The following is a 12,905-nucleotide window of genomic DNA, read 5'->3' on the forward strand; positions in this document are numbered from 1 at the left end:
TTATTCGCCGCGCGGATATCGCTGGCTTTCCTCGACGGTATTCAGGTCCATGTGATTGCGCATGTAGCGTTCGGATGCTTTTTGCAGCGGCTGATAATCCCAAGGGTAGTAGCCACCCTGCCTCAGCGCCTCATACACCACCCAGCGCCGGGCCTGGCTGGCACGCACATCCGCATCGAAGCGATCCAAATCCCAGCGTGCCTCGGATTTTGCCCGCAGGGTTTGCAGTGTTCCGGCATGTTCGGGCTTGTCGGCAAGATTGTCCAACTCGTTGGGATCGGCGTCCAGATCGAACAACTGATCAGGGTCCAGCGTGCAACGGTTGTATTTCCATTTTCCATAACGCAGTGAAACCAACGGCGCATAAGATGCTTCGGCCGCATATTCCATCGCCACCGGCTCTGATCGCTCTGCCCCGTTGGCCAGCGGCACCAGATCGTGACCATCGGTCCAGGGCGCGATTTCGGCCATATCGACCCCTGCCAACACCCCAAGCGTCGGCGTGACGTCAATTGTCGAAACCGGGGTGTCGATCCGACCGGCTGGCATGTCCGGAGCAGAAATCATCAGTGGCACTCGTGCCGAACCTTCGTAAAAGTTCATCTTGAACCAAAGGCCCCGCTCGCCCAGCATATCGCCGTGATCCGAGACGAACATGATGATTGTTTCCTGACGGGTCGTCTCCAGCACCTCCAATATCTCGCCGATCTTGTCATCGAGATATGAGATATTGGCAAAATACGCCCGGCGCGATTTGCGGACATCTTCTTCGGTGATGTCAAAGCTGCGCCAGTCGTTGGCGTCAAAAATACGCTTGGAATGCGGGTCCTGATTGTCATAGCCCAGATCCGAGACCTCAGGCAGCAGGTGTTCGCAATCCTCGTATAGGTCCCAGTACTTTCGGCGCGCCACGTAAGGATCATGCGGGTGCGTGAAGCTGACGGTCACACACCACGGACGCTCATCCTTGCCGCGGGCAAGATCATAGAGCTTAGCCTTAGCGTTGTAGGCAACCTCGTCATCATACTCCATCTGGTTCGAAATTTCGGCAACGCCCGCCCCGGTGACCGAACCCATGTTGTGATACCACCAGTCGATCCGTTCACCCGGCTTGCGGTAATCAGGCGTCCAACCGAAGTCAGCCGGATAGATGTCGGTCGTCAGCCGATCCTCGAACCCGTGCAGCTGATCCGGGCCAACGAAATGCATTTTACCGCTGAGACAGGTGTAGTAACCCGCACGACGCAGATGGTGGGCATAGGTTGGTATATCGCTGCGAAATTCGGCAGCATTGTCATAGACACCGGTGCGCGATGGCAACTGCCCCGACATAAAGCTCGCCCGGCCCGGCGCGCACAGCGGTGAGGCCGTGTAGGCGTTGGCAAATCGCGTCGAACGTTCCGCCAGCTTTTTCAGGTTCGGCGCATGAAGCCATTCGGCGGGACCATCGGGAAAGAGGGTTCCGTTGAGCTGATCCACCATCAGGATCAGAATGTTCGGTTTTGTCATTTTCCGGCCTCGATGAGAGTGTTGAGGACACGCAGGGCGTGGTTAACGGCCAATTCCGGCCTCTCCGGTGCGCTGAGCGCAGCCCGGATATAAAGCCCGTCGATCAGGGCGATCATGTTTTCAGCCCCTTCAACAGGATCATCCAGCAAAGGGCGCAAGGCATGGGTCAGGTTCGACCGGATGCGCGCCTGATAAACCTGCCACAGCCGCAGCGCGTCATCATTGGTCTGCGCCAGTACATAAAAGGTCATCCAGGCGGCAATGACGTCCGGAGTGAAACAGGACGGCGCGAAACAAGCGCGAATGATCGCCTGCGCGCGCGCGGAAGGTTCCGCAGCATTCAGTTCTGTCCGCGCCTCTTGCCCGAAATCGCTGAGGATACGGCGCATGGCCGCAAGGAAAATCTGATCCTTGCCACCGAAATAATGGTGCGCCAACGCACTGGACATCCCCGCCCGCTTAGCGATCTGGCTGACTGTCACGTCGAGGGATTTTTTCACGCCAAGTTCCGCAATCGTCGCCTTGACGATCGCGTCGCGCCGTATCGGCTCCATCCCGAGTTTCGGCATGTCTGGCTCCTCAACACAACATTTGCAACTAAACGCTATGTCGATTTTATTGACTCGTCAATCAATAACGCATTCAGCCCATCCGAAACCTCGTCAGAGTTTGGGCGCAATGCTTGGTGGAGTCACTTCACGTCGGTTCAACACGGCTTCGCGCCAGGTGATGAAACTGACCGCTGCAAGAATGAGTGTACCACCGGAAACCACCCAGATATCCACCTGTTCGTGAAAGACAAGTGCGCCAAGCAGGGTTGCCCAGATCAGCTGCAAGAATGTAACCGGCTGGGTCACTGCCACCGGCGCGGCCTGCAGTGCGAGCGTCATGAAATAGTGCCCTGCCGTGGCAAAACTGGCCACAAGAAACAGCACGCCGATATCACGCAGGCTGGGCGGCGACCAAACCGCGACGGCAAAGGGAATCAGCATTATGGTCACCCAGATGGACAGTTGCGCAACGACTACCGATGGCCTGATATCTTCGACCATGACCTTGGCCAGCAGGTACGACCCACCCAGCATCAGCGAGGTTCCAAGCATTGCAAGATGGCCTGCTGATACTTCACGAAACCCAGGTCGGAGGATGATGGCCATCCCGACAAGAGCAACCACAACGGCGGCAATGCGGCGAGCGGCCAGCTTCTCTCCTAAAAACAAAGCTGCGCCGACAGTCACGTATACCGGGGTCAGATAATTCATCGCCGTGACCTCGGCCAATGGGATCTGTGTCATGGCAAAGAACCACAACATCACCCCCACCGCATGCACGGCCCCGCGCACCCCGAATATCGTAATGTGGCGGCGCGTCAGGCGGGTCGACAGAATCGCGCGCATGGCTGGAAGCAAAAAGACCAGACCCAATGCGTAGCGCAGAAATGCGGCTTGAATCGGGTCCATGCTGGTTCCCATGGACTTGACCAGAGCGGTCATCAAAACGAAAGAAAGCCCGGCGGCGAACATCCAGAACATACCGGCTAGCGGGTGGGACTGTGCGGCTGCGATTGTCATGGCATTGGTTGAACACCCAAATGCCCGCCGGGACAACCCTTCACATCGCAACAAGTTTCAATGCGATACCCAACATGACAACTCCGATCAGCACATCAAGAACCTGCCACGCGCGCGGGCGGGTGAAAAACGGGGCCAGCAACCGGGCACCATATCCCAGCGAGAAGAAGAAGGTGAAACTGGCGGTGACGGCCCCCAGCGCAAAGGCAAACCTGTCATCGTACTGCGCCGAAATCGAGCCAATCAGGACAACGGTATCCAGATAGACGTGTGGATTCAGCCAGGTGAATGCCAGAACCATAAGCAATGCAGTCTTCAGGCTGGTTTTCTGCCCTTTTTCGGCATCCATGGCCGCGCCGCCCTTCCACGCGGCATTCAGACTGCGGAACCCATACCAGATCAGAAATATCGCTCCGCCATATCTCATGACCGGCTCAAATTGAGGGATGGCCTGCGCCAAAGCCCCAAACCCCGCAACACCCGCTGCGATCAGGATGGCGTCTGACACCGCGCAAGTCAGGCATAGCGCAAAAACATGCTCGCGCCGTAATCCCTGTCGAAGGACAAACGCGTTTTGCGCACCGATCGCCAGAATCAGGCTGAACCCAAGGGCGAAACCCGGAAAGAACGTAGCTGACATGTGGCCTCCGACTGATTGCCCGAGTTGACTATTGGGTGCACACGGATTTATCCAGTTAATTATCCTAAGCCAAATTAAGCTGAGCTAATGCTGTTCGACCCCAATCATCTGGCCACCCTGTCGGCGATTCTGCGGCTGGGCAGCTTTGATGCCGCTGCCGCCGATTTGGCCGTCACCCCTTCGGCCATTTCACAGCGCATCAAAGCCTTGGAAGACCATGTGGGAACCTCTCTCATTCATCGCGGGCCACCTTGCACCGGTACGGCGGCAGGCCTGCGCATTGCAAAACACGCCGAGGACATTGGCCTGCTGGAGGCTCAACTCAGCCGCGAACTTGCGCTGGAGAACGGATCGGGTTCGGCCCGTGTCAAAGTTGCCGTTCCCGCAGACAGCCTTGCCACCTGGTTTGTCACTGCCATGGCAGCGATCCCGGATCTGCTGTTTGATCTGGTCATCGACGATCAGGACCATTCGGCCGACTGGCTAAGACGAGGCGAGGTCAGCGCGGCAGTTACCGTTGGCGGCCAGCCTGTCACCGGTTGTGATGCTGTTCCGCTGGGTACTCTGCGATACCTTGCAACCTGCAATCCCGCCTTTGCTCGCCAGTGGTTTCGAGATGGCGTAACCGCCGAGACACTGTCAATTGCGCCTTGCATGACGTTCAATCGCAAGGACAATTTGCAAAAGACATGGCTTGCAAAAAACTTTGACGCGCGCATCTCTCCGCCCTCCCATTTCCTGCCCTCGACACACGCCTTTGTCGATGCCGCCTGTGCCGGGCTGGGATGGGGCATGAACCCTGAATCTCTGGTTCGGCAAGCCATAAAGGAAAACAGATTGCAGGTTCTGTTGCCCGACACGCCGCTGGACGTTCCGCTGACGTGGCAAGTTGGCCGCATCATGGCGACAGCACTTGCACCTTTGACGAAGGCCGTCAAAAGTGCCTCAGCCAAGGACCTGATCCGCGCGTAACCCGATTGGATCAGACCAGAACAAACCGGAGTATTGCAATGTTCACCCGCGACGCGCTCAACTATGACCCGATACCGCTTCCGGATCGCAATGACTTGCCGGACGCAGAAATGATTGCCGAAGCGCGTGCCTTTTACGATGTCATGCGCAAACGGCACACGGTTCGGGACTATTCATCCCGCGACGTCCCGCGCGAGGTGATTGAAACCTGCATTCGCACTGCCGGAACTGCCCCGTCAGGTGCAAATCATCAACCTTGGCATTTCGCCGCCATCTCGGATCAGGCTTTGAAACAGCGAATTAGAGAGGAAGCCGAGGAAGAAGAGCAGCGCTTTTATGAGGGTGGTGCCGGTGACGAATGGATCAAGGCGCTGGAACCGATCGGTACCAATGCAGTCAAGGAACACCTGACCGTCGCCCCGTGGCTGATCGTCGTTTTCGCCCAGCGTTGGGGTCAGTTCGAGGACGGAACCCGGTACAAGAACTATTACGTGCCGGAAAGCGTCAACATCGCCACCGGTTTTTTGCTGGCAGCCCTGCATCACGCGGGCCTTTGCACGCTGACCCACACGCCGAACCCGATGCGTTTTCTGAACGCGGCACTGGACCGACCGGCCTCGGAAAAGCCCACGATGATCATTGCGGTCGGGCATCCTGCCGACAATGCCACGGTGCCGTCAGTCGCTAAGCTGAAGAAGCCTTTGGAGGAGATTTCGTCGTTTTTCTGATCGAGGGTATGATCGATAAATTTCTGCGAACGGCCCAAAGCCCCTAGCGGGCAACTTCCTTGTGTTTCGGGTGTGGCGCCACGAAACGGTTGCAGGCAAAAGCCGCAAAAACACTTGCGGCCACGATGAATACGATGGCCCAGATCACTTCCTGACTGTGGGCAACTGCAGCCAGCCCGGCGCCCACGATTACGGCGGATAGTCTGGATACGCTTTTGATCACGGCAGATGCCTTAATGCGCTGATCCTCTGGCGCGATGTCCATAAAGTACAGCTTGCGCGCACCACCCGTGCCGGTCACAGCAATGGTGGCCACAAAAAGGGCAATCGAATGCGCCCGTACATCGTGATCAAGTCCGCCAAAGTGCATCAGGATCAGGGCCAGACCCGTCCCCGCCACCAGCAGTGACCCGGTGATCATCACCACCTGATGGGATTTCATGTTCACAACGTGCCACAACGGCGCGGCCACCAGATATCCGGCAGCAGATGAGATGATCAGCGCTGTCATGCCTCTCGCTGAGCTATGATGCGATTCAGCCGCGATCAGGGCAAAGAACGGAACCGCAAGGGCGACCACTACCAGCGGCAGACGCATCGCAAGGTATTTGCGAAACCAGCTTTCACCAAACAGCGCCCGCGCATCCGACAGAAACGAGGTGACTGTCGTCCTTGGTGATCTGGGAGTTTCGACTTTTTCAGAACTGGCACCCGCCAGTTCGCGAACCGCCATCACAAAAACAGCCGACACAAGGAAACAAACCGTGGCAATAGCGACCACGGCGGAATGACGTTGAAACGGCGGCTGGCCTTTGGTGATTTCATGCACCACCAGAGTCAAGGCAATCGCCCCCACACCGCCAAGCCCAAGTTGAAGGTAGTGCTGCCATATCCGTGCGTTGGAATTGAGGTGATTGCTAAGGAAATCCACCAGCATCAGCCCCTGAATTTCTTCGATCAGACCGATCATGAAGAACGCGGCAACAAAAGCGATGGCCACCAAGATCATGTTGCCCGTCGCGGCGACAATCACTGCCAGCAGAAGGCATGCACCGATTGCAATCTCGCACATCGCCAAGGCACGCTTTTTCTCGGATTTCGCGGCGATTGCGTCAGCCAGAAATACATCCCCGATCATGCTGCCTAGTTTGCGGATCGAAACCAGCGCGCCGGCCAGTATCATCGGCAGTTCAAGCGATACCGCAAGAAACGGCATGACGACCGATGGGCTGCCCATGGTCCAGGCGACCTGTGACAGAACGCTTTGACTTGTCAAAGCGGACATGTTGCGTCGCTCGAACTTCCTGGGCGCTTTGGCCATCAGCCAACCAACCAGTTGCGCTTACTTTTTGCCACCAAATCAATCCTCTCGAAATACCTGGACCTACCCACAAGGTACAAAGTTCGAACCGTTCGGCCAAGAAATGAAAAAGCCCGGCGATTGCCGGGCTTTCAGCAGAACGGTGTCTGGACGCTTCAGAGTTGCGCCATGACCTCGTCAGAGGCTTCGAAATTGGTCGTCACACGCTGAACGTCGTCGTCATCTTCCAGTGCATCAACCAGCTTCATCAGCCGTTGCATGTCTTCCAGACCCAGCTCGGTGGTCGTGGTGGGTTTCCAGACCAGTTTGGTTGACTCTGATTCACCAAGGGCGGCCTCAAGTGCGCCTGATACGTCGTTCAGATCGGTATCCGCACACCAGATGACGTGACCATCTTCCGAGCTTTCGACATCTTCGGCACCTGCTTCGATGGCCGCTTCAAAGATGGCGTCGGAATCGCCAGCGGTTGCGGGGAAAACGACCTCTCCCTTGCGTTCGAACATGAAACCGACCGATCCAGTCTCGCCCAGATTGCCGCCGTTCTTGGAAAAGGTCGAGCGCACGGTCGAGGCCGTCCGGTTGCGGTTGTCGGTCATCGTCTCGACGATTACCGCTACGCCGTTGGGGCCATAGCCCTCATACCGGATTTCTTCGTAGTCATCGCCTTCGCCGGCAACGGATTTCTTGATTGCCCGGTCGATCACGTCCTTGGGGACCGAGTTCGACTTGGCCTCTTTCACCGCCAGACGCAGGCGCGGGTTCTTTTCGGGATCGGGGTCACCCATCTTGGCGGCGACGGTGATCTCTTTCGACAATTTGGAAAACAGTTTGGACCGCGCGGCGTCCTGACGCCCCTTGCGGTGCTGGATGTTGGCCCATTTGGAATGGCCGGCCATGTTGCGTCCTCGTGATGATTGCGTGTTTCGGCGCTCATATAGACGTTTGCGGGGCCGGGGATCAAGAGATCGGCTTGCCGTGACAGGCCCGGTGGCTATGGTGGGCGCATGACGACAGATCAGATCATATTGTTTACGCTGTTTCTTTCCGTTTTTGCGCTGCTGCTGTGGGGGCGCTTTCGATACGATCTTGTGGCATTTGCCGCCCTGATGATTGGTGTGGTGCTGGGGGTCGTCCCGGTGGATCATGCCTTTGCCGGATTTGGCCACCCCGCAACGATTGTGGTCGCTCTGGTTCTGGTGGTTTCGGCGGGGCTGGTGCGTTCGGGCGCTGTTTTCATGATCACCCGGACGCTTGTCGATGCCTCACGCGGGCTGGGCGCGCATATCGCACTGATGGGTGGCATCGGGGCTGTCCTGTCGGCCTTTATGAACAATGTCGCCGCTTTGGCGCTGCTAATGCCGGTCGATATCCAGACCGCCCGCAAGGCAGGCCGCGCCGCAGGGCTGACCCTCATGCCGTTGAGTTTTGCAACCATCCTTGGCGGCATGGCAACCCTGATCGGCACGCCGCCAAACATCATTATCGCATCCATACGGGGCGAGGCACTGGGTGAGCCGTACCACATGTTCGATTTCGCCCCGGTCGGCGGTTTGGCGGCAATCGCGGGTTTGGTTTTTGTTGCCCTGATCGGCTGGCGCCTGATCCCGGATCGGGGTGCGCAGGCCGACACGTCCGAGGCCCTTGCGGAATACATCGCGGAACTGACGATTCCGGCCGAGTCCGCACAGATCGGCAAGCGCGTGGCCGAGCTGGACGAAACCGCCGAAAAGACAGACGTCGCGATTATTGGCCTGATCCGCGATGGAAAACGCCGGTATGGCCGCGCCGCCAATGCGATCCTGCGTGAAGGAGACGCCTTGGTGTTGGAAGCGACGCCCGAGGCACTGGATGAGTTCCGGTCTGCGCTCAAACTGGATTTTTCGGATACAAGACGGCAGGAATTACTGACAGCCGCAGGTGACGGGCTTGAGGTTATCGAGGTCGTCGTCCCGGAAAGCGCCCGCATCACGGGCCGGACGGCACAGGCGCTGGGACTGTCATGGCGGCAAAGCACGGTGCTGATGGGTATCTCGCGTCAGGGCCGCCGCATCACCAATCAGGTCCGCAAGACCGAGGTCGAGCCGGGTGACATCCTGCTGCTCCTCTGCCCGCGCGATCGGGGACCGGACGTGACCGAATGGCTGGGCTGCCTGCCCCTGGCCGAGCGCGGGCTGGCCGTGACTGCCAATGACAAGGCGTGGCTGGCCATCGGACTGTTTGCGACCGCCGTTCTGGCCGCCAGCGTCGGTCTGATCTATCTGCCGATTGCGCTGGGACTGGTCGTGATCGGATATGTCCTGACCAAAATCCTGCCAATTGCCCAGATCTATGATCAGATCGAATGGCCCGTAGTGGTCTTGCTGGGTTCGATGATTCCTCTTGGCACGGCGCTGGAAACCTCAGGTGGCACCGAACTGATCGCGGGTGCTTTGGTCTCGCTGACGGCCGGACTTCCGGCGTGGGCGATCCTGACCGTCCTGATGATCGTAACGATGACCTTGTCAGATGTGCTGAACAACACTGCCACCACCATTGTCGCAGCCCCGGTCGGCATCCAGATGGCCCGCACATTAGAGGTTTCGCCCGATCCCTTCCTTATGGCCGTGGCGGTTGCAGCCTCGGCGGCGTTCCTGACCCCAATCGGTCACAAGAACAACACGCTGATCCTTGGCCCCGGCGGCTATCAGTTCGGCGATTACTGGCGCATGGGGCTGCCACTGGAAATTCTCATCGTCGCAGTTTCGATCCCGGCCATTCTGCTGTTCTGGCCGCTGTGACCCGCGCCATGTTGCCAAACCCCTGCGCCGCAGGATAAGGGCAGGCCATGAAACGCTTTCTGATCTTGCAGCTTCGCCCGGAAACAGATGCCGCCGACGCCGAGTTCGTGTCCATTCTGGACAAATGCGGATTGTCACCAGACCGTGTGCATCGCATCCGTCTGGATTGCGAAGATCTGCCTGATGGCCTGAATGTCACTGATTACGCTGGCGTGATCGTTGGCGGTGGCCCGGGATGCGTCAGTGACGATCCCGAGAAAAAGTCACCGCTGGATACCCGGATCGAAAACGCGATCATGGGCCTTATGCCACAGATAACGCAGGCCGATCATCCGTTCATGGGATGCTGCTACGGTTTGGGCATTCTGGCGGCGCATCTGGACGGCGAAGTCAGCAAGGCACGATACGGCGAACCGGTAGGCCCCTCGACTTGCCACCTGACAGAGGACGCGGCATCAGACCCGCTGACCGACGGGTTGCAACCAGTATTCGAAGCCTTTGTCGGCCACAAAGAAGCCGTGCAGGCCCTGCCCGAAGGCTGCATCCATCTGATTTCCTCTGAGCCTTGTCCGTTCCAGATGATCCGATGGGGGCAAAACGTCTATGCCACCCAGTTTCATCCCGAGGCGGATGCCCGAGATTTTGAGCAGCGTATCAATATCTACAAGGATCACGGCTATTTCCCACCCGAGGATGCGCAAGACCTGATTGACGCGTGCCATTCGGCTGACGTCACCCAACCCGGCGAAATTTTGCGGCGATTTGCCGAACGCTATGGGTGACCCAACGGCGCTGTTGCCTGATCCCAACCCCCTCGCCTAATCTGACCGGAAACGACTTTGGGAGGGGTTGTTTTTGGACTTTCTGATCAATGTGGGCCTGCCCCTGTCGCTGGCGATCATCATGCTGTCTCTGGGCGTCGGCCTGGAGGCAAGCGATTTTCGCCGCGTTCTGACCCGACGCTATCCTTTTGCCATCGGCGCGCTCAGTCAGGTCGCCCTGTTGCCTGTTGTAGCGTTTGCTGTCGTAAAGCTGTTTTCGCTGCCGCCTGAAATCGCCGTCGGCTTCATGCTGCTCAGTTTTTGCCCGGGCGGTGTGACCAGCAACATCCTGTCGAAACTGGCAAAGGGCGACGTGGCGCTGTCCGTCAGCCTGACCGCCGTCATCAGCCTGTTGTCGATGGTGACGGTTCCCTTTCTGGCCTCTTGGTCGATCAATCATTTCATGGGCGAGCAGGCACCAGAGGTTTCGATCAGCGGATTGGCCTTTGCAATGTTCCTGATCACCACTCTGCCCGTGGCAATTGGCGTCAGCCTTCGCCATTTCGCCAGAAATTTCGCCCTGAGGATCGACGGGCCGCTTTCAAAACTGGCCACGGCCCTTTTCGTCCTCATCGTGATCGCAGCCCTTGCCGGGAACTGGCAGCTGTTTGTCGACAACCTTGGCGTCATGGGGGCCGGGTTGATCACACTCAATGTCGCTCTGCTTTTGATAGGTCTGGCGATTTCACGCGCCGCAAACCTGTCGTGGAACGAGAGTAAGACAATCTCAATCGAAACCGGAATTCAGAATTCTGCCCTAGGTATTACGCTGGGCGCACTGATCACCGGCACAACAACCGGTTTCAGCCCGCTGGCCCTGCCCTCGGCCGTTTACGGCATCACCATGTATGCCGTGGCCATCCCATTCCTCATCTGGTTCCGTAACCGCTGAAAGGACGCCTCATGACCGCAAATACAGCAGATGCGATCGTTGTCGGAGGTGGCCTGGCAGGCCTTGCAGCGGCGGCGGAACTGGGCGACAGGGGCAAAAAGGTGATCCTGCTGGATCAGGAGCCCGCGCATTTTCTGGGCGGGCAGGCCTTTTGGAGCCTAGGTGGACTGTTCATGGTGGACACGCCCGAACAGCGCCGCATGGGTATTCATGACAGTCAGGAACTTGCCCTGCGCGACTGGATGGGCAGCGCACAGTTCGACCGGGATGAGGACAATTGGCCCCGAAAATGGGCCGAGGCCTATGTCGAGTTCGCCGCCGGAGAAATGCGACCATGGCTGCACGGGATGGGGCTGCGCTGGTTCCCGGTAGTGGGCTGGGCCGAACGTGGCGGCTCTTATGCCAATGGTCACGGCAATTCGGTCCCGCGATTTCACATTACATGGGGTACAGGGCCTGGCGTACTGGAACATTTCATCCGCCGGGTGCGTGAACATGTCAGTGCCGGTCTGATTCAGATGAAGTTCCGGCATCAAACCAGTCACATCATTATGCAAAACGGAACAGCCAAGGGTGTTTCCGGCGAAGTGCTGGCTGACGACACAGCGCAGCGTGGCGAGAAAACAAATCGTGACGAGGTGGGTGAATTCGAGGTCTATGCCCCTTCGATCATCGTCACGTCAGGTGGTATTGGCGGGAATTTCGAACTGGTCCGAAAAAGCTGGCCTCGTGATCGCCTGGGCGAGCCGCCCAAGGATATGGTCGCCGGTGTGCCATTCCATGTCGATGGAAGAATGATTGCCATCAGCGAAAAAGCAGGCGGCCATGTCATCAATGGCGATCGCATGTGGCATTACACCGAAGGCGTGCGCAACTGGGACCCAATCTGGCCCGCGCATGGCATTCGAATTCTACCCGGCCCCAGTTCCATGTGGTTTGACGCGCGCGGCAATCGTCTGAACCCTCCGTGCCTGCCGGGCTTTGACACCCTGACAACCCTGCGGGAAATTCTGAAGACTGGCTATGAATACAGCTGGTTCGTTCTGACCCAGAAGGTGATCAAGAAGGAGTTCGCCCTGTCAGGGTCGGAGCAAAACCCCGACTTCACCTCAGGAAGCTGGAAGGAGGTCATCCGGCAGCGCATCCTCTCGGGCGCAAAGGCAACGGGACCGGTCGAGGCCTTCAAGGAAAAGGGAGAGGATTTTGTCGTGGCCAACACGCTGACAGAACTGGTCAGCGGCATGAACCAACTGGGCGGCGGCCTTATCGATGAAACCCATTTGCGTGCACAGATCGAAGCACGCGATTCCCAGATCGACAATCCGTTTTCAAAAGACGCGCAGATCATGGCGATTCTTGCCGCCCGCAACTATCGCGGGGATCGCCTGATCCGCACCGCAAAACCTCATAAGTTTCTCGATCCGGCCAACGGCCCCCTGATTGCGGTCAAACTGCACGTGCTGACCCGCAAGACATTGGGCGGGTTGCAGACCAATCTGGACAGCCAGATGATCGGCGCCGACGGCCAGATTGTCCCGGGCTTGTTCGCCGCAGGTGAAGTGGCAGGGTTCGGCGGTGGCGGGTACCACGGATACAACGCGCTGGAGGGCACATTCCTTGGCGGATGCATCTTTTCCGGCCGCAACGCAGGCAGATCGCGGGCGGTTGCCTGAC

The 12,905-nt window shown here is 58.1% G+C and carries 12 protein-coding genes; 6 read left to right on the plus strand and 6 right to left on the minus strand.

Features of this window, described 5'->3' with window-relative positions:
• The 4 genes from betC to ACR0D6_RS03000 form a co-directional block, all read right to left on the minus strand.
• Positions 1–1,509 carry a choline-sulfatase gene (gene betC, locus ACR0D6_RS02985; RefSeq protein ID WP_480764413.1) on the minus strand — a complete coding sequence of 503 codons (1,509 nt, stop codon included), beginning with the start codon at positions 1,507–1,509 and terminating at the stop codon, positions 1–3.
• The gene (gene betI, locus ACR0D6_RS02990; protein ID WP_170650868.1) at positions 1,506–2,078 is read right to left on the minus strand and encodes a choline-binding transcriptional repressor BetI; all 573 of its coding nucleotides are present in this window, start codon (positions 2,076–2,078) and stop codon (positions 1,506–1,508) included. Before betI ends, betC begins: the two co-directional genes overlap by 4 nt.
• A 93-nt stretch (positions 2,079–2,171) precedes the next feature.
• Positions 2,172–3,080: a DMT family transporter gene (locus tag ACR0D6_RS02995; RefSeq protein WP_480764414.1), complete on the minus strand. Its 909-nt coding sequence runs from the start codon at positions 3,078–3,080 to the stop codon at positions 2,172–2,174.
• A 40-nt stretch (positions 3,081–3,120) separates the two neighbouring features.
• Positions 3,121–3,720, minus strand: a complete 600-nt coding sequence (locus ACR0D6_RS03000) for a LysE/ArgO family amino acid transporter (RefSeq protein WP_480764415.1) — start codon at positions 3,718–3,720, stop codon at positions 3,121–3,123.
• 87 nt (positions 3,721–3,807) lie between these two features.
• Here ACR0D6_RS03000 and ACR0D6_RS03005 point away from each other — a divergent pair, with 87 nt between their 5' ends.
• Both ACR0D6_RS03005 and ACR0D6_RS03010 read left to right on the plus strand, forming a co-directional pair.
• On the plus strand, positions 3,808–4,692 hold the full coding sequence (locus ACR0D6_RS03005) for a LysR family transcriptional regulator ArgP (RefSeq protein ID WP_480764416.1): 885 nt from the start codon (positions 3,808–3,810) through the stop codon (positions 4,690–4,692).
• 38 nt (positions 4,693–4,730) lie between these two features.
• Positions 4,731–5,420: a nitroreductase family protein gene (locus ACR0D6_RS03010; RefSeq protein WP_480727375.1), complete on the plus strand. Its 690-nt coding sequence runs from the start codon at positions 4,731–4,733 to the stop codon at positions 5,418–5,420.
• A 43-nt stretch (positions 5,421–5,463) separates the two neighbouring features.
• On the opposite strand, the gene ACR0D6_RS03015 is transcribed toward ACR0D6_RS03010, so the two are convergent.
• Positions 5,464–6,705, minus strand: coding sequence for an MFS transporter (locus tag ACR0D6_RS03015; protein ID WP_480764417.1), 1,242 nt, complete (start codon positions 6,703–6,705; stop codon positions 5,464–5,466).
• A gap of 191 nt (positions 6,706–6,896) precedes the next feature.
• Complete coding sequence (locus ACR0D6_RS03020; RefSeq protein ID WP_170650874.1) at positions 6,897–7,637, minus strand: YebC/PmpR family DNA-binding transcriptional regulator; 741 nt, start codon at positions 7,635–7,637, stop codon at positions 6,897–6,899.
• Positions 7,638–7,745: 108 nt separating this feature from the next.
• Between ACR0D6_RS03020 and ACR0D6_RS03025 the strand changes: the two genes are divergently transcribed.
• The 4 genes from ACR0D6_RS03025 to ACR0D6_RS03040 all read left to right on the plus strand — a co-directional run bounded on the left by ACR0D6_RS03025 (position 7,746) and on the right by ACR0D6_RS03040 (position 12,904).
• On the plus strand, positions 7,746–9,518 hold the full coding sequence (locus tag ACR0D6_RS03025; RefSeq protein WP_480764418.1) for an SLC13 family permease: 1,773 nt from the start codon (positions 7,746–7,748) through the stop codon (positions 9,516–9,518).
• A gap of 47 nt (positions 9,519–9,565) precedes the next feature.
• On the plus strand, positions 9,566–10,300 hold the full coding sequence (locus tag ACR0D6_RS03030) for a glutamine amidotransferase (protein WP_480764419.1): 735 nt from the start codon (positions 9,566–9,568) through the stop codon (positions 10,298–10,300).
• Positions 10,301–10,373: 73 nt separating this feature from the next.
• On the plus strand, positions 10,374–11,231 hold the full coding sequence (locus ACR0D6_RS03035) for a bile acid:sodium symporter family protein (RefSeq protein ID WP_480764420.1): 858 nt from the start codon (positions 10,374–10,376) through the stop codon (positions 11,229–11,231).
• Positions 11,232–11,242: 11 nt separating this feature from the next.
• Positions 11,243–12,904 carry an FAD-binding dehydrogenase gene (locus ACR0D6_RS03040; RefSeq protein WP_480764421.1) on the plus strand — a complete coding sequence of 554 codons (1,662 nt, stop codon included), beginning with the start codon at positions 11,243–11,245 and terminating at the stop codon, positions 12,902–12,904.
• Position 12,905: the final 1 nt, after the last annotated feature.

It is taken from the genome of Ruegeria sp. BJ6 (genome assembly GCF_056537885.1).